This is a genomic window from Mesorhizobium sp. M6A.T.Ce.TU.002.03.1.1, assembly GCF_003997275.1.
Lineage (GTDB): Bacteria > Pseudomonadota > Alphaproteobacteria > Rhizobiales > Rhizobiaceae > Mesorhizobium > Mesorhizobium mediterraneum.
This window is the reverse complement of sequence record NZ_RZTI01000049.1, coordinates 23,451-40,063: the sequence shown is the minus strand read 5'-3', so window position 1 is coordinate 40,063 and position 16,613 is coordinate 23,451. Positions and strand designations below refer to the sequence as shown.

Below are 16,613 nucleotides of genomic sequence, written 5' to 3'. Positions count from 1 at the left end.
GCTGGCGTCCGTCCGAAAGGCTCTTTGTCAGCTTCACCACGCCCGAAAGCACATTCGAAAAGCTGTCGACGGTCTCGGCGTCGCCAATCAGTTCGATCCCCGGCTCGATCTTGTGCCTCGACGAGGTCTTGGCGAGCCCGACCAACTGGCCGGGATCGAGCGCACCGCAGACGCCGCGATGCCGTGCCTCGCAAGACTGGCAAAGCACAGGAATATCGGCACTGTGAACGTCCTGCCGCACTATCATCATAATCGTCCCGACGGATCCAAGGTGCCCGTAAGATAGCATCGGCGGCAGAAAATCTGTTGCGGCAGTTTGTCCGCGGAGGGCCTTGACCGAAATCAAGGCGACGGTGCGGATCTGCAGCCAGAATTCAGCCTTGCAAGGATGATGGAAGGCGACATGCGACCGGAAATGGCTGCCAGACTTGGCGAGAATGTCCCCCGCTACACCAGTTACCCGACCGCGCCGCATTTTCATTCAGGCGTTGATGCTGCCGTCTATCGTGGTTGGCTGCAGGGGCTCGATGATGGCTGCGAGATCTCGCTGTACCTGCACATCCCCTACTGCGACAAGCTTTGTTGGTTCTGTGCGTGCCACACCAAGCAGACACGCCATTATGAACCGGTGACCACGTATCTGCGCTCACTGCACGCTGAAATAGCTACCGTCGCCAGTCTTGTCGGAGGCAAGGGCCGTGTGGGTGCCGTCCATTTCGGCGGTGGCTCGCCGACGATGCTCAAACCCGAGGATATGGTGGCGCTGGGAACTGTCCTGCGCAACAGTTTCGAGTTTCTTCCCGGCGCCAAGATCAGTGTCGAAATCGAACCCAACGATATGGACGATGCTCGCCTCGGTGCACTCGCCGAAATCGGCATGACGCGGGCGAGCCTCGGCGTCCAGGATTTCGATCTTAAGGTGCAGAAGGCGATCAACCGCGAGCAGAGCTTTCTGCAGACCAAAGCGGTTGTCGAGGGCGTTCGTTCGCGCGGCGTCGAATCAGTCAATCTCGACCTGCTCTACGGCTTGCCGCATCAGACCCGGGACAGCGTCTCCTCCACCGTGGCGCAGGCGCTGACTCTGGAGCCGGACAGGATGGCGCTTTTCGGCTATGCGCATGTGCCCTGGTTCAAGAAGCACCAGACGATGATCGACGAAGCGTGGCTGCCGAATTCGGTCGAACGCTTCGCTCAATCGCAAATTGCCGCTGGCCTTATGCTGAAGGCAGGGTATCAACCCGTGGGGTTCGATCATTTCGCCAGATCCGGTGATGCGCTGGCCGTTGCGGCACGGACCGGAACCTTGCACCGGAACTTCCAGGGCTATACCGAGGATCGCTGTGAGACACTGATCGGGCTTGGTCCTTCATCGATCAGCCAGTTCCGCCAGGGCTATGCACAGAACATGCCGGCGACCGCCGAATACGGACGCATGGTGGAGCAGGGAGGTCTGGCTGCCGTGCGCGGCATCGAGTTGTCGGAAGATGACCGCGTGCGCGGCTGGATTATCGAAAGGCTGATGTGCGATTTCGCCTTCTCGGCGATCGATCTGGTCGAACGCTTCGGCGAAATCGGCCAGAAGCTTCTGCTCCAGGCGAGTTCCGTCGCCCTTCGTGATCCTGCTCGGTTGCTGGAACTGAATGGCGACAGTTTCGTAGTGCCGGTGGAAAATCGTCCCTTTGTTCGCAATATAGCGGCCAGGTTCGACAAATATTTCGAAACCGGTAAAGCCAAGCATTCGGTGGCAGTCTGAGCACCGGCCTGATCAGAAATGCTCCCCGGTCTTGAATGGGCCGATTCGGGTGCCAGCCGCGATCAGATAGGCGGTCGACCAGCCAATGAGCAGAAACCCGTTCACCCCCTCGAGCGCCGCCAGCACGCGCCACCCGTGAGCGGGTACGACATCGCCATAGCCGACCGTCGAAAAGGTAACGGTCGAGAAATACAGTGCGGTTTCGAAGTCGGCAAAGATATCGAGCAATCGGTAGAGCCCTGCCCATAGCCAAACCTCAGTGGTTATGATGGCAAACAGCCCCATCACTACACTGATCATCGCGACTATACGGCTGCGGCGACCGTGCATGCGAAACCGTGCCACCAGATGCCCCATCGCATGGGTAACGGCGATCAGACCGAAGGTATGAATCAGGACCGTCATGCTTATGACGATCGTGCCGACGAAGAGATTGAGGGCCATGCGACGAAATTAGGAATCTCTCGGGGTGCGTTCCTTGCGCGAAATCAAAACCGGCCGAGTTTCGCCGAGGCCGGCCTGTTCGCCACAGACGGTCACGGCAGGAACGGGACGAAAGAACATCGCCAGCTTCAGGCTTGTCGCGATCCGCTCGGCTCGGTCGACAAACACCGCCGCCGGCTCCGGAGCGAAGAGTTCAGCCGCCGTCTGGCCGAACAGGCCCTGCCAGATCTCGAAATCGGCCTCGGTAACGTCCTTGAGTTTGAGGTGCGCCGGCACCGGGCGTCCGTGATAATCGCCGCTCTTGAGGATGACGGAACACCAGAAGTCCGTCATTTTCTCGAGATGGGGCTCCCAGTCGCCGGTGATCTCGCGCGCGAAAATCGGCCCCAGACGCTCGTCGCTTCTGACTTTTGCGTAGAATTCGCGGACCAGTTTTCCGACAGACTTTCGATCGACGCCAGTATGGTTCAGAGGCTGTTCCGCGATCGGGCGCGCCCGATCCAAAGCTGATTTCAATGTCATCATGCACTCTTGTTTATGCTGTCAGGAGAAGCCCAGGCGCCGAAGGGCAACCTGCACGAGACTGGGCTGGTCGCGGACAAGCCGGAAACCCAGATTGTCGGGCGGCGTGCCGACTGCGCAACCGCCGCTCTTTCCGTCCCGGATGAAGTTCGACATATAGGTGCGGTGGAACCCCTCAACGACGTGCACGCCGCAATTGTCGATCGAACTCGCGGTCCGCTTACCATCAATATCTATCGTGGCGTGGGAATAACATGTCGAGGTCCATTCCCAGACGTTTCCCGCAATATCCGCTAGGCCTTTTGAATTGGTACCGAAGGACCCTTGAGCCCTCGGCTCTGGATCAGGTTTCCGTCCGAGCGAGGCCTCCAGGCGATACTGTGTCAGCCACCGGCGCGCCGGGTTGTTCGGGTCGCTTTCGCCGCCCTCAATGTCACCTCGGAACCGTTCACTGGCCGCATAGGCCCACTCCACGTCTGTCGGCAACCGCCATGTCCCTCCTGTCCGCGCCGAGAACCACCTCGCGTAGGCTTCGGCATCGAGATAGCTCACACCGGTGACCGGAAGGTGTCCGACATTGCGTGCGTCTGCTGGCTTGCAGGCGCCGTCCGCCACACAACGTCCATATTCCGATACACTGACTTGGTATTTCATGATTTCCAGTGGCGCGTCGATGGAGGTTTGCACGACGGGCGCTGCGACAGGATGGTTCTCCTTGAGGAATTCCCCAGCCTGTGGGTGCTCAAACGAGCCGGGTCCCAGGACCACCAGTTCGCTTACGGCGACCGGTTGGGAGAACTTCAGGGGACTCTCGCCGAACGTATGGGCTATGCCCATGCTGATCAGTGTGGCAGCCGCAATTGTCCCGAAGGTGAAGACAGGGTCGAAGGACATGGCATCAAGTCCGGCTGCGAGTACAACCCTTTGGCTCCGCCGCCGGGTTGCACTGAGGATCGGATCTCCCGTCTACGAGGCGATCGCCTTGGGCGGTTCGACCTGCATCATCAGATCGTCGTCCCAGTTTCCCTCGACGGTAAAGTGCGCGGTCGCGCCGAGTTCGACTGCCTCGATCAAATTATGGTTCACATAGGCGTAGATGCCTGGCTGCAGGAACGTGTAGAGCGCCGCGCCGGCCGATCCGCCACGAATGAACCAGGTTTCCAGGTCTTTCGCGGGAGGGTTGGCGAACTTGCCCTGTTCCCAGACAAAGTCGCCATGCCCGCCGATCAGGTGCGGACGCGTGTCGCGGTTCGCCTGCGAATGAACGATCAATATCGTTTCGCCGACCTTTGCCTTCATGGCATTGTCCCCGGTCAAGGAACCGGCCTTGCCGTTGAACACGACATGCGTCGGGATCAGCCCGCGCATGACCCTCATGGTTTCTTCGTAATTGTCGCCGGCCGACTCGTACTTCTTGAATTGCCCTTGCTCGTCGCGCGGGATGTAGAAATCGTTCTCGCCGACGTAATAGATGCGGTCGTAGCGGACCGGCCTGCCCTTGTCGTCCTTGAGGCCGTCGCGCGGCAGCACCATCACCGCCCCGCTCATGCCCGACACCACGTGCCATGGGATCATCGCGCCGCCGGGTGCGCAGTGGTAGACGAACGTTCCACTCCGGGTCGCCTTGAAGCGCAGCGTGACCTGCTCGCCCGGATTGACCAGCGTCAATTCGCCACCGCCAAGCGCGCCGGTAGCGGCGTGGAAATCGATGTTGTGGGCGAGGGTGCTGGTGTCGGGGTTGACGAGCGTGAGCTCGAGATAGTCGCCTTCATGCACGACCATCAGAGGACCGGGAATCGAGCCGTTGTAGGTCATTGCATTGAGCTGCGTGCCGTCGGCGTCGATAACCACCGGCTTTTCCTCGATCGTCATGATGAATTCGACGACCTTTGGACCGCCCTTGGCGACCTGATCATGAGCATGGACGAACGGCGGCGGGACCATGGTTACCTTTTCACGGGGCAGCCCGGCGACATCCTTGGCGCTTGCCACGGCCGGCATTGCACCAACAGTGGCGACCGCGGCTGCGGTAAGAACAGAACCCAACAAAGCTTCGCGTCTCGTAAGCATTTCCATCTCCTTGGTTTCGGCCATTCGATGTCGTCAGAATAGTCTCGGCTCCGGCCAAGTCTTTGCGCTAACGCAAATCCAAAACGTTGATGCAATTTTCTGTGTTTTGGAGACTGCATGTACCAACGTGGACGCCGAACCGGATGGGAAGCCGCGCCTGAGAGAGGGCAACTCCCATCAGATCGGAGGGCATCGGCTCTGCTGCATGAAATCGGGAATGAAATAGGCCGGGCTGGACCTCTCCCCTGGTCCACCCGGCCTTCCCCCGGCCGCCGAACCGGAGGGGATCTGTGAAAAAGGTTAGTTAGAGGCGGTCTTGGTCACTTCGGCGAACAGTTCGGCGAATACTGGTTTGGCTTTTCCGACCTGCTTGACGGCTTCCGCTGCTGCCAGGTTGATAGGCTTACCGACCACGATCAGTGCGACCATGCCCATGCCGTAGTGTGGAGCGCACTTCACGCCATAGACCCCCTCCTGGGTCACGGTCACGGCAATTTCCGCGTTGGGCTTGCCCTTGAAAGCTTCAGCTCCGTCCGGGATCATGCCCTTGATGCTTTCGGCGTTGTGGGACTTGTCGGTCGGCACGAACTTGATCGTGTCTCCAGGCGCCGCCCGAACAAAGGCAGGCTGGTAGACCATTGAGCCCTTCTCTCCCTTGTTCAGCATCTGCACGACATGTTCTTCGGCATTTGCCGCACCGGCGATGGAGAGCAGGGCGATGGCCGCGGCGATCAGTGGCAATTTCATGGGGGATCCTTTCTTTGTTCATCACGGCATCAACCGTTGCGCTCTTCTACGTGACCGAGAGACTTGGAAATTTGCGCTGGCGCAAATTGGCATGCGAAATGTGCATGGGAGAGAGCTGCCTGGTCTAAGGAGCCGGTCGGCCTTCAAACGGCGGTTCTCGGCTGCCTCACTTGCAAACGTGGTCGAATGAGCATCCCGCCGAATAGGCCCGCGTAGCCGATGAAGGATGCGACCCATAGCGCCGCCGAAATGTGGAGAAGCATCGCTTGCGCCGGTGAGAATGCAGCACCGATGCGAAAAAGGGCCGCAAGCGCGATCGCGACAAAGATCACACAAGTGCCGATGCTTGCCCGCAGTTCGCGACCTGTGTGTCCGAGCGTGGCGCGGGTCATGACGGCGAGCGTCATACATGCAACCGCTCCGACGCCGAACGCATGAATGCCGGCTACTGCGGGCACTTTCTCGGGCACGAAGACAGCGAGGCCGGCAATCAGGAGGCCGATCGGCACGAAGGCGAACGCGACATGCAGGATCAGCACCAGAGGATCGCGCAGCGCTCGGTCTCCGGCCCACCGGGCAAGCCGAATGGTATTGAGAATCGCCCCCAAGATCAGCATTGCCCCGGTGCCAGCACTGTCTGGAAGAAAGGCCCAGGCCATCAATCCCGCTGCTGAGAGCGTAATCGCTCCCACGTCGAACCTGCCGAACGGGACCGGAAGCCGTCCCGGTCTCTCGCGCGCCAGCCAATTGCGGGTGAAGGAGGGAATAATGCGGCCACCTATGATCATGATGAGGACCACCGCTGCGCCAAGACCGAGGCGGCGGCCGATGTCGGACACGCCTTGATAGTGCGCCTCGGCATGAAACGTCATATTCGCTGCCAGAAGCACCGTCACAGGCAGAAGGACCTTGAGGTTTCGCCAGTTTCGGCCGGCGATGATTTCCGTTGCGGCGGCGGCGACAACCGCGAGAAGAAAGGCGCAGTCTATGATGGCGCCGAGCAACCACCCTGTCTCCGCCGAAAAGAAGACGACGAACCGTCCCGCGCACCAAAGCAATGCGAGCGCCAGCAGGGGAGGGCCCTGCACGGGAAGACGTCCGGTCCAGTTCGGGATTGCAGTTAGCAGGAAACCCGTCACAACAGCCGCCAGATAACCAAACAGCAACTCGTGGACATGCCAGTCCACGGGCGAGAAGACGCTGGAGGCTTCGAGCTTGCCGTAGAACAAAGGCAGCCAGAACAGGATAGCTGCGCCGGCCTGCAGGGAACCGAGGAGAAAAAATGGCCGGAAACCGTAAGAGAGAACTGCCGGATAGGCGCTTGGCCGCGTGCGTGGAATTGCCATGATATCCCCTGAAATGAAAGCTACGGGCGGACGTGACAGGTCATGTCGACGGCTGCCACTTCGGTCGTTCTATCCTGGCCTGGCAGACGGAATTTGCCGCTGCGCAAACAAGATCGGGAATTTCAGGAAAGGCGCGCGCCTCTTGCCGCCCATCGGTCGCCCATGAGACATTCTCCGACCAGGCGACCTGGATGCGTTGCCGTGGTCAAGTTCGGGAGGAACGGAGTTGGGTAGCCTCGATCGCTCGCTGATTGCCGGGTTGTCTGTCTTTGAAGGCATAGCCGCCACGGATCTCGACCGTATTGTCGGCCAGGCCCGGTCACAGAGGATTGCCAAGGACCACCCGGTGTTCCAGCAGGAGCAGGAAGCACATTCGTTTTTCCTGCTGCTCGACGGACATGTGCGCGTCGTGAAATCGACGCCTGACGGCCACGAGGTGACGGTGCGATACATAAGTCCAGGCGAGTTGATGGGCATCGCCCATGCGCTTGGCCGCACCACTTATCCGGCAAATGCGATAGCTGCCGTCGATTGCGTAGTTCTTGCCTGGCCGAGCCGCCTGTGGCCGGCATTCGCCGCCGATTTCCCCAGTTTCAGCGCCAACACCTACAAGGCCGTGGGCAGCAGGCTGCAGGATGCCCATACGCGCGTCATCGAGATGTCCACCGAGCAGGTGGATCAGCGCGTCGCCCATGCGCTGCTCAAGCTGATCAAGCAGACGGGCAAAAAGACCGAGGAGGGCATCCTGATCGACTTCCCCATCTCACGTCAGGACATTGCCGAGATGACGGGAACAACGCTCCATACGGTGAGCCGGCTGCTCTCGGCATGGGAAGACCAGGGATTGGTCAAAAGCGGACGCCAGCGGGTGACCGTGGTCGAACCTCACCGACTCCTTCTAATCGCGGAGGGCCGTGAAGAAAAAGGCTAATCCGGGACGCCGGCGTTCGTCACCGCCAGCAGGTCGCAACGGAGTTCTTCTTCACTCAGATCGTGCTCCCGTGCCGCGTCGGAAACTGTGTGAAACGAAGCAATCGGGCAGCCGACGCAAAGCATGCCGTGCTGGAGCACGACCCGGATGGCCGCCGGCGACCTACTCATGATTTCGTCCATCGTCGCATCGTCGCTGAATTTGTGTTTCATGCTGCTTGTCCGCGCTTTGGAAGCGGACATATTGCATCCGCTTCGCGGGATGCTCGTTGCGCTGAGACAAGGAGGAAACAGGCCGATGCACCCTCATCACGGTTGAACGGCGCAGATCGTCGACCGCGTCAGGAACCGCTTCTCCCGCCCGTTGTCCAGCGAGAACATGCCGCCGCGGCCAGGCACCACGTCGATAATGAGGTCGGTATGTTTCCAGGCCTCGAATTGCGACGCACCGATGTAGAACGGCGTTTCGCCGATGTGACCGAGCAGCACGTCATGGTCGCTGACGATGAAGCCGGCACGCGGATAGCACATCGGCGAAGAACCATCGCAGCAGCCGCCGGATTGATGGAACAGCACCGGACCGTGCTCGGCCACGATCTCCGCGATCAATTCAAGCGCTGCCGGCGTTGCCGTGACCTTGGCATGCATCGCTTTTTTCGATTTCCAGTTTGGGCGCGGCCCCCTGCGGAGCCGCGCCTGTGAGCCAAAAGGCGATCAGAAGAAGCCGAGCTTCTTCGGGCTATAGCTTACCAGCATGTTCTTGGTCTGCTGGTAGTGGTCGAGCATCATCTTGTGCGTCTCGCGTCCGATGCCGGACTGCTTGTAGCCGCCGAAAGCTGCATGTGCCGGATAGGCGTGATAGCAGTTGGTCCAAACGCGCCCGGCCTGGATTGCCCGGCCGAAGCGATAGGCACGGTTGGCATCTCGCGTCCAGACGCCGGCGCCGAGGCCGTAGAGAGTATCGTTGGCTATCGCCAGCGCTTCGTCGTCGTCCTTGAAGGTCGTAACCGAAACCACCGGCCCGAAAATCTCCTCCTGGAAGATTCGCATCTTGTTGTGGCCCTTGAACACCGTCGGCTTGACGTAGTAGCCGCCCGCCAAATCGCCGGGCAGCACATTGCGGGCGCCGCCGGTCAAAACCTCGGCTCCTTCCTGGCGGCCGATGTCGATGTAGGACAGGATCTTTTCCAGTTGCTCGGACGAGGCCTGGGCACCGATCATCGTCGCCGGGTCCAGCGGATCTCCCTGCACGATCGCCTCGACGCGCTTGAGGGCGCGTTCCATGAACGTGTCGTAGATCGATTCGTGAATGAGCGCGCGGCTCGGGCAGGTGCAGACCTCGCCCTGGTTCAGCGCGAACATGACGAAGCCTTCGATCGCCTTGTCGAAGAAATCGTCGTCCTCGGCGACGACATCCCTAAAGAAGATGTTGGGCGACTTGCCGCCCAGTTCCAGCGTGACCAGGATCAGGTTCTGGCTGGCATATTGCATGATCAGCCGGCCGGTCGTGGTCTCGCCGGTAAAGGCGATCTTGGCAATGCGCGGTGACGATGCGAGCGGCTTGCCGGCCTCGAGGCCGAAGCCGTTGACGATGTTGAGCACGCCCGGCGGCAGCAGATCGCCGACAAGATCGGCCCACAGCAAGATGGCGGCCGGCGTCTGCTCGGCAGGCTTCAGCACGACGCAGTTTCCGGCGGCAAGCGCGGGAGCAAGTTTCCAGCATGCCATCAGCAGCGGGAAGTTCCAGGGGATGATCTGGCCGACCACGCCGAGCGGCTCATGGAAATGATAGGCGACGGTATCGTCGTCGATCTGGGAAAGGCTGCCTTCCTGGCCACGCAAGGCGCCAGCGAAATAGCGGAAATGGTCGATGGCCAAAGGCAGGTCAGCCGCGGTCGTCTCGCGGATCGGCTTGCCGTTATCCCAGGTTTCGGCGCGAGCGAGGAGATCGAGGTTTTCCTCCATGCGGTCGGCGATGCGGTTGAGCATGAGCGACCGCTCGGCAACGCTGGTGCGTGCCCAGGCGTCCTTGGCGGCATGGGCCGCGTCAAGCGCTGCCTCGATGTCCTGCGCATCCGAACGCGCCACTTCGCACAGCAACTGACCGTTCACCGGCGAGTAGTTTTCGAAGTAGCGGCCGGAGCGCGGCTCGGCCCATTTGCCACCGATGAAATTGCCGTAGCGCTTGTCGAAGGGCGCCTTGACCGAGCGTGAGAATTCAACCTTGTTCATGTGTCTTCCTCCCAAAGCTGACGTCGCGGGATGCGACGCTTCGGAAGAGAGACTTGCGATTTCCGCCGCGATTGTCACCGTGTCGACGACAGTGGCCGAGCGGGATGTGTCGCAGAATTGCGACAGTCAGGCGAGGATTCGAAGGTCAGTGAGACCGGTGGACATCCAGGCGGTTGAGCTTGCGATGAAGCGTCGCGCGGCTGATGCCAAGCGCCTGAGCCGCAGCCGACACATTTCCGTCTGCGCGCGCGAGCGCCCGCTGGAGAACACCGCGCTCCGCTTCGGCGAGAACTTCGTGGCCGCTCTCAGCCCAACCGAGCAGATCGGTTGCGGGCATCGGCTTGTCGAGACAATGTTGGGTAATTCCAAGCGCCAGGCGAGCCGACCGGGTCGCGCCGACCACAAGGTCGTCCGCATCAACGGCGATCAGCGCCTTGTCGGTCACCGGCGCCAAAAGAATTCGCGCCTTGGGAAACGCCATCCTGAAGTTCTCGGCCTCGATCCGACGCACCGCGTCGACCACTGCCACCGAAATAAGACTGGCAAAGGCCTCGGTCAGATCGGCCCGGCAGGAAGAGACGTCAAGCGCGGCCACAAGATTCCCTTCATGATCGTAGATTGGAGCAGTGGTGCAGCTCAGCCCCGTGTTGCGCGTTTGAAAATGCTGGTCGCGGTGGATCGTCAGCGCACGCTGTTCGACCAGACAGGTGCCGATCCCGTTGGTGCCCTGGCTCTCCTCGTTCCAGACGGAGCCGGTCCACAACCCCCAGGAATGAAACGTCTCGTCATCCACAGGCGCGCCGCGCCGTTCTACTGGCACCCCGTTGCGATCGGCGAGCAGGACACAGCACCCGACCCCGCCCACCGCAAAATAGAGTCTGTCGAGGCTCGATTGGGCAGCCCGAATGAGCGGCTCGATGCGTTGTCGGGCCTCCCCCAATTCCGCATCCGTTAGGTAGCGGGGAGGACTGCGATCGGCTGGATCGAGCCGGTGCAAACTGGAAGACCGCCGCCAGGAGGCAACCAGCGCGGACTTCGCCGCCGCGCCCGAAGCGATCGCGGCCTGAATGCGATCGGCATGATGACCGGATAGATCCTCGCCCATGCTATCCTCCCATCCCCGCTTCTTGTCGCACCAGGTTCCGATTTCAATCACCGCGTTGTCAATTCGACAGAAGAACCAGATGGGGTAAATCCTCTATGTTCTCCTGGCAGTTAGTGATTTTGGCCAATCGATAGTCGTTCCTCGCCGGTGCCCCCAAAGCCTACCAGCACGAATTGGGCATTCATTGATCGAGAGCAAAGAGGAACGACCATGACCAGCCGCGGGACCGTGCGGAACAATACGGGAAGCTTTTTGATTTTGGCCCACGAAAAAGTCAATGAAATCAACGGCTTTAATGCATCTTCCGGGCCCACCATTCAGTCTGCTCGATTTCCGGGTTTTTCCCCCGTCTCAGAATAGCAGCGACATTTCCGCGGGTTAGCGCCGGGTAGTTGGCAACACTTGACCACGATCCAAGGGCAGGAGAAGCGATCTTGTGCCTGTTTCTATCCTCTATTTTCGCTCCTGTTCGTCGGCCGGCCGACGACCCCAGCGGCGATCGGCTAGATGCGCTTTTCTGCGCGATCCAGACGGCTTGGGCGTGGACGATGTGAAGCGAGCGTACGGCGCGCCGGAACATCTCGATCCGCTCGAGGGATGGATCGCCGATCCATCCCTCCGCGAGATTCGGGAACCCGCCGGTCCGGCTTCAGTCTGAACCCGGCGCCTCATCGGCTCGGCGTCTACTCGGCTGCGCCGCTCTCGGAAGCCAAGGTCGGGCCGGCTTCAGGCCGCCTGCGCCGGAATGTCCTGCGCAGAGCAACGTAGAAGACCGGCGTCAGGAAGAGGCCGAACAATGTCACGCCCAGCATGCCGGAGAACACGGCCGTGCCGAGCGATTGGCGCATTTCCGCGCCAGGCCCGCTGGCGATCACTAGCGGCACCACGCCCAGGATGAAGGCGAATGCCGTCATCAGGATCGGCCGCAGCCGCAGCCGGCAGGCCTCGACAGCCGCCTCGACGGCGTCAAGGCCACGCTCCTCACCTTGGCGCGCGAACTCGACGATCAGGATCGCGTTCTTCGCCGCCAGGCCGATGAGCACGATCAGCCCGATCTGCACGAGGATGTTGTTGTCGAGACCGCGGAAGGCGACGCCCAAGAGGGCGGCCAGCACGCTGAGCGGGACGATAAGCACGATCGCGAATGGCGTAATCCAGCTTTCGTATAGCGCGGCGAGCACCAGAAAGACGAACAGAACCGACAGGCCGAAGATGAACACCGCCGTGTTGCCGGTCTGCCGCTCCTGGAAGGCGAGTTCAGTCCATTCGAAGGAAGTGCCCTGCGGCAGCGATTCGGCTGCGATCCCCTCCATCAGGTCGAGCGCCGTGCCCGTGGCGACACCCGGCGCTGCATTGCCCTGAAGCGGCACGGAGACATACATGTTGTAGCGTTGCACGAGCGAGGGACCGGTGACGTCGCGGATCTCGACCAGTGTGCCGAGCGGCACCAGGTCGCCGGCCGCCGAGCGCACCTTCAGCTTCAATATGTCGTCGCGATCGATGCGGAAAGCCTGGTCGGCTTGCGCCCGCACTTGGTAGACGCGACCGAAAGCATTGAAATCGTTGACGTAGGCGGTGCCTAGATTGATCGACAGCGTCTCGAAGATGTTGGGGATCGGCACGTTCAGCATGCGCGCCTTGTCGCGGTCGATCGCCAGGAAGAATTGCGGGCTGGAGGCCGAGAAGGTGGTGAAGACGCCCGTCAACCCGGGCGTCTGGTTGGCCTTGCCGGCGATTTCGTTGGCCAGCGCCAGAATCGGCCGCATGTCGGCGCTGTTGCGCTCCTGGAGCATCATCTTGAAGCCGCCGGAGTTGCCGATGCCCCGCACTGGCGGCGGCGGCAGCGCGATGATGAAGGCCTCCTGGATGCTTTGCAGGCTGCCAAACAGCGTGCCGATGATCTTGTCGGAAGTATCGCCGCTCTCGAGCCGTTCCTCGAAGCTCTTGAATGGCGCGAAGATCACGCCGGAATTGCTGGCGTTGGTGAATGTCGCGCCGTTGAATCCTGCGAAGGCGACGGCATTGGCGACACCCGGCGTCTCGCGGATGATATCCGACGCCTTCTGGATGATTGCGTCCGTTCGGGCGAGCGAAGAGCCCTCCGGCAATTGCACGACGACGATCGCATAACCCTGGTCCATGTTCGGGATGAAGCCACGCGGCACCGTCTGCAGCATGTGATAGGTCGCGTAGAGCAGTCCTGCGAAGACGAGCAGCATGGCGGCAAGCGCCAGAGCCGTGCCGACCAGTCTGTGCACCAGCCACGCATAGCCGTCCGCCATCCTGTCGAACCCGTTGTTGAACCCGTTCGCCAGAGCGCGGCCGAACCTTGCCAGGAAGAAGTTCGAATGTTCCTCGGTGTGCGGCTTGAAAAGGACGCCAGCGAGAGCCGGCGAAAGCGTCAGCGAGTTGAATGCGGAGATCGCGGTGGAGACCGCGATGGTGATGGCGAACTGCAGGTAGAACTGGCCGGAAATCCCGGGAATGAAAGCCGCCGGAACGAAGACGGAGATCAGCACCAGCGAGATCGCGAGGACCGCGTTTCCCACTTCATCCATGGTCTTGTGCGCAGCGGCGCGCGGGGCGAGCCCCAGCCGGATGTTCCGCTCGATATTTTCCACAACCACGATGGCGTCGTCGACAACGATGCCGACCGCCAGCACCAGCCCGAACAGAGTGAGCATGTTGAGCGAGAAGCCGAAGGCGAGCAGCACGGCAAGCGTGCCGATCAGCGAGACCGGTATCGCCACGATCGGCACGATCGCCATGCGCCACGACTGCAGGAACACGATGATGACGATCACCACCAGCAGGATCGCCTCGGCGATGGTGACATAGACCTCGTTGATAGATTCAGCGATGAACTCGGTCGGATTGTAGATGATCTCGTAGGCCAGCCCCTTCGGGAAATCCTCCGAAAGCGCCGCGATGGTCTCCTGGATTTCTTCCGCCGAGGCCAAGGCATTGGTGCCCGGCCGCTGGAAGATGCCGAGCGCCACCGCCGCCTTGTTGTTGAGATAGGAATTGGTGACGTAGTCCCTGGCGCCGAGCTCTATGCGCGCCACATCCTGCAGGGAGATCAAGCGGCCGTCCTCGGTCGACTTGACTATGACGTAGCGGAAGTCGCGCGCGTCTTCGAAGCGCCCTTGCGTGGTGACCGTATACTGGAAGGCCGAGCCGTCGCCAATCGGCGGCGCGCCGATCGAGCCGCCCGACACCTGGACATTCTGGTCGCGCAGCGCCTGGACTACGTCGCCTGCGGTCATTCCGTAGGCGGACAGCTTTTCCGGGTCGAGCCAGACGCGCAGCGAATATTCGCGCTCGCCGAAGATCTGCACGTCGCCGACGCCGTCCAGTCTCAGCAGGACGTCGCGCACGCGCGAACGCGCATAATTCGAGACGTAGAGCTGATCATATGTGTCGTCGGGCGACAGCATATGAATGACCATCATCAGGTCGGGCGAACTTTTCGCCGTGGTGATGCCGAGCCGGCGCACCTCTTCCGGCAGGCGCGCTTCGGCGATCGAGACGCGGTTCTGGACCAGCACCTGCGCCGCGTCGAGATCGGTGCCGGGGCGGAAGGTGATGGTGAGCGACATCGAGCCTTCGCCGGAGGAATACGACGACATGTAGAGCATGTGCTCGACGCCGTTGATTTCCTGTTCGATCGGCGTCGCCACGGTCGCGGCGACCGTCTCGGCGTCGGCGCCCGGATAGGAGGCGCGCACCACGATGGTCGGTGGCGCGATTTCGGGATATTGCGCGACCGGAAGCTGCGTATAGGCGATGCCGCCGACGAGCACGAGCACGATCGACAGCACCACTGCGAAGATCGGGCGGTTGACGAAGAAATGGGCGAAGTTCATTGCGTCTGCCCTTCGGCTTCAACCTTGGGCGGCAACGTGGTCATCTCGGGCTTGACGGTGACGCCCGGTCGCACTCGCACCAGCCCGTTGGTTACCACGGTCTCTTCGCCGGTGAGGCCCTCGCGGATAACGCGATAGCCGTCAATGCGCGGGCCGGTGCGCACCGGCTTGGCCGAGATCAGGCCTGCCTCGTCGACAACGAAGACGATGCGGCGGTTCTGGTCGGCGCCGATCGCCTCATCAGGCAGAAGCACGCCCGGATGAGGCAGCGAGGCGGGCACGTTGATGCGGCCGAACATGCCCGGCTGCAGCACGCCGTCCTTGTTGTCGAAGCGCGCCCTGACCCGCATCGTGCCGGTAGCTTCGTCCAGACGGTTCTCGGCGAAGTCGAGCTTGCCCTTGAACGTCGCTTCATCACGGTCGGCGACACGGACGACAACATCGACGCCGCCGGCGCCCTCCTGCATGACGCCGCCGCGCTCGCGGGCGTCGCGCGCATAAGCGAAGTAGGACCGCTCATCGATGTCGAAATAGAAGTCGATCGGGTCGATCGAGACGATGGTGGTCAGCACGGTCTGGTCGGCCTGCACCAGATTGCCCGGCGAGACGAGCCGGCGGTTGACCCGGCCGGAAAACGGCGCCTTGATCTCGGTGAATTCGAGATCGAGACTTGCGTTTTCAAGTGCCGCCTCCGCGCCGTCCAGTTGCGCTTGGGCGGCGAGATATTCGCGGCGGCGGTCGTCCAGTGTCGAAACCGGTATGTTGCCTTCGCGCGACAGGGTCTCGGCGCGCTCGAACTGCATCTTGCTGAATTCGACCAGGGTCTTGGCCGAGTCGACCTGCGCCTGCGCCTGGTTCAGCGCCGCCTTGAACGGCCGCTGGTCGATGGTGAACAGGAGGTCGCCCCGCTTGACCAGCGTACCGTCCTGGAAATGGACCTGGTCGAGATAGCCGCCGACGCGGGAGCGCAGCGAAACCTGGTCGACGGCTTCGAAACGGCCGACGAACTCATCGTCCTCGACGATATCGCGCACCACCGGCTTGGCTACCGTGACGACGGGCGCGGGAGGCGCTTCCTGCGCCTGTGCGGCCGGGGTCGCGAGCAAGCCAATCGCCGCGAAGGCCGCGGCGGCGAGCCATTTTGCAGGGACGTTTCTGCTGGAGGGGGCGGCCAGAGAATCGTGGCGGAGGCGTGCAGTGTGAACCATGGTTACCCCTCGTAATCGGCCCTTCATGCGAAGCCATAACATCTAGGCAGCGGGTGTACCGCACAAATCAATCTTTTTGAACTGACCGCCACAACCGACAGCCTGCGTTTATCCGCGCTGCGTAAGCATCGCCATGCGCTCGAGCTAAAGCGTATCTGACAAGCCATTGCGCATCCCGACGTGCGGCGGTTCTGTCGGGAGGACTGGTTGAGCCTTTTTCTCCTTCTCGTCGAAAGCACTGGACGCAGACCTAACTCAAGAATTCTGGCTTCGAAAGACCTCCATGCAGTGCGTGCGGTGATCGGAGGCGACGACGTGCGAATAGGCGGGTTTTTTGACCCATTGCCGACTTTGCTTGCTGCCGGAATGAATGTCCGGTTGCCGAGACAA

At 61.4% G+C, this 16,613-nt stretch carries 14 protein-coding genes and 1 pseudogene; 2 read left to right on the top strand and 13 right to left on the bottom strand.

The annotated features are described in order from the left end of the window. A pseudogene (locus tag EOC93_RS16515) lies at positions 1 to 247 on the bottom strand (Crp/Fnr family transcriptional regulator); the annotation flags it as partial. Between the two features lie 156 nt (positions 248 to 403). On the opposite strand from EOC93_RS16515, the gene hemN reads away from it, so the two are divergent. Then, entirely contained in the window at positions 404 to 1,753 is a 1,350-nt protein-coding gene (gene hemN, locus EOC93_RS16510; protein ID WP_127205143.1) for an oxygen-independent coproporphyrinogen III oxidase, read from the top strand. Between the two features lie 12 nt (positions 1,754 to 1,765). On the opposite strand, the gene EOC93_RS16505 is transcribed toward hemN, so the two are convergent. From EOC93_RS16505 to EOC93_RS16480, 6 genes are all read right to left on the bottom strand, one after another. Beyond that, positions 1,766 to 2,197 carry a potassium channel family protein gene (locus EOC93_RS16505; RefSeq protein ID WP_127205142.1) on the bottom strand — a complete coding sequence of 144 codons (432 nt, stop codon included), beginning with the start codon at positions 2,195 to 2,197 and terminating at the stop codon, positions 1,766 to 1,768. A gap of 9 nt (positions 2,198 to 2,206) precedes the next feature. Continuing rightward, on the bottom strand, positions 2,207 to 2,719 hold the full coding sequence (locus EOC93_RS16500; protein ID WP_245461477.1) for a group III truncated hemoglobin: 513 nt from the start codon (positions 2,717 to 2,719) through the stop codon (positions 2,207 to 2,209). A 21-nt stretch (positions 2,720 to 2,740) separates the two neighbouring features. Continuing rightward, positions 2,741 to 3,613 carry an SUMF1/EgtB/PvdO family nonheme iron enzyme gene (locus EOC93_RS16495; protein ID WP_095488976.1) on the bottom strand — a complete coding sequence of 291 codons (873 nt, stop codon included), beginning with the start codon at positions 3,611 to 3,613 and terminating at the stop codon, positions 2,741 to 2,743. A gap of 72 nt (positions 3,614 to 3,685) precedes the next feature. Then, on the bottom strand, positions 3,686 to 4,789 hold the full coding sequence (nirK, locus tag EOC93_RS16490) for a copper-containing nitrite reductase (RefSeq protein WP_095489237.1): 1,104 nt from the start codon (positions 4,787 to 4,789) through the stop codon (positions 3,686 to 3,688). A 300-nt stretch (positions 4,790 to 5,089) separates the two neighbouring features. After that, a complete protein-coding gene (locus EOC93_RS16485) occupies positions 5,090 to 5,536 on the bottom strand; it encodes a pseudoazurin (protein ID WP_095488977.1) in 447 nt (148 codons plus the stop codon). Between the two features lie 143 nt (positions 5,537 to 5,679). Further along, entirely contained in the window at positions 5,680 to 6,882 is a 1,203-nt protein-coding gene (locus EOC93_RS16480; protein ID WP_095488978.1) for an NnrS family protein, read from the bottom strand. Between the two features lie 226 nt (positions 6,883 to 7,108). Here EOC93_RS16480 and EOC93_RS16475 point away from each other — a divergent pair, with 226 nt between their 5' ends. Next, on the top strand, positions 7,109 to 7,813 hold the full coding sequence (locus tag EOC93_RS16475) for a Crp/Fnr family transcriptional regulator (protein ID WP_095488979.1): 705 nt from the start codon (positions 7,109 to 7,111) through the stop codon (positions 7,811 to 7,813). On the opposite strand, the gene EOC93_RS16470 is transcribed toward EOC93_RS16475, so the two are convergent. The 6 genes from EOC93_RS16470 to EOC93_RS16445 all read right to left on the bottom strand — a co-directional run bounded on the left by EOC93_RS16470 (position 7,810) and on the right by EOC93_RS16445 (position 16,121). Continuing rightward, positions 7,810 to 8,025 (bottom strand): DUF1858 domain-containing protein, encoded by a 216-nt coding sequence (locus tag EOC93_RS16470; protein ID WP_095488980.1) that lies wholly within the window; start codon positions 8,023 to 8,025, stop codon positions 7,810 to 7,812. The genes EOC93_RS16475 and EOC93_RS16470 overlap by 4 nt on opposite strands. Before the next feature lie 96 nt (positions 8,026 to 8,121). Then, a complete protein-coding gene (locus tag EOC93_RS16465; protein ID WP_095488981.1) occupies positions 8,122 to 8,460 on the bottom strand; it encodes a DUF779 domain-containing protein in 339 nt (112 codons plus the stop codon). Positions 8,461 to 8,526: 66 nt separating this feature from the next. After that, positions 8,527 to 10,044, bottom strand: coding sequence for an aldehyde dehydrogenase (adh, locus tag EOC93_RS16460; protein WP_127205141.1), 1,518 nt, complete (start codon positions 10,042 to 10,044; stop codon positions 8,527 to 8,529). A 145-nt stretch (positions 10,045 to 10,189) separates the two neighbouring features. Further along, positions 10,190 to 11,149 carry a helix-turn-helix domain-containing protein gene (locus tag EOC93_RS16455; protein ID WP_127205140.1) on the bottom strand — a complete coding sequence of 320 codons (960 nt, stop codon included), beginning with the start codon at positions 11,147 to 11,149 and terminating at the stop codon, positions 10,190 to 10,192. A gap of 683 nt (positions 11,150 to 11,832) precedes the next feature. Beyond that, positions 11,833 to 15,015, bottom strand: coding sequence for a multidrug efflux RND transporter permease subunit (locus EOC93_RS16450; protein WP_126105388.1), 3,183 nt, complete (start codon positions 15,013 to 15,015; stop codon positions 11,833 to 11,835). Next, positions 15,012 to 16,121 (bottom strand): efflux RND transporter periplasmic adaptor subunit, encoded by a 1,110-nt coding sequence (locus tag EOC93_RS16445; RefSeq protein WP_245457953.1) that lies wholly within the window; start codon positions 16,119 to 16,121, stop codon positions 15,012 to 15,014. Before EOC93_RS16445 ends, EOC93_RS16450 begins: the two co-directional genes overlap by 4 nt. Between the last annotated feature and the right edge of the window lie 492 nt (positions 16,122 to 16,613).

Coding starts and splice junctions, on each gene's coding strand:
- hemN (WP_127205143.1), top strand. CDS start 404: ATGCGACCGGAAATGGCTGCCAGACTTGGCGAGAATGTCCCCCGCTAC.
- EOC93_RS16505 (WP_127205142.1), bottom strand. CDS start 2,197: ATGGCCCTCAATCTCTTCGTCGGCACGATCGTCATAAGCATGACGGTC.
- EOC93_RS16500 (WP_245461477.1), bottom strand. CDS start 2,719: ATGACATTGAAATCAGCTTTGGATCGGGCGCGCCCGATCGCGGAACAG.
- EOC93_RS16495 (WP_095488976.1), bottom strand. CDS start 3,613: ATGTCCTTCGACCCTGTCTTCACCTTCGGGACAATTGCGGCTGCCACA.
- nirK (WP_095489237.1), bottom strand. CDS start 4,789: ATGCTTACGAGACGCGAAGCTTTGTTGGGTTCTGTTCTTACCGCAGCC.
- EOC93_RS16485 (WP_095488977.1), bottom strand. CDS start 5,536: ATGAAATTGCCACTGATCGCCGCGGCCATCGCCCTGCTCTCCATCGCC.
- EOC93_RS16480 (WP_095488978.1), bottom strand. CDS start 6,882: ATGGCAATTCCACGCACGCGGCCAAGCGCCTATCCGGCAGTTCTCTCT.
- EOC93_RS16470 (WP_095488980.1), bottom strand. CDS start 8,025: ATGAAACACAAATTCAGCGACGATGCGACGATGGACGAAATCATGAGT.
- EOC93_RS16465 (WP_095488981.1), bottom strand. CDS start 8,460: ATGCATGCCAAGGTCACGGCAACGCCGGCAGCGCTTGAATTGATCGCG.
- adh (WP_127205141.1), bottom strand. CDS start 10,044: ATGAACAAGGTTGAATTCTCACGCTCGGTCAAGGCGCCCTTCGACAAG.
- EOC93_RS16455 (WP_127205140.1), bottom strand. CDS start 11,149: ATGGGCGAGGATCTATCCGGTCATCATGCCGATCGCATTCAGGCCGCG.
- EOC93_RS16450 (WP_126105388.1), bottom strand. CDS start 15,015: ATGAACTTCGCCCATTTCTTCGTCAACCGCCCGATCTTCGCAGTGGTG.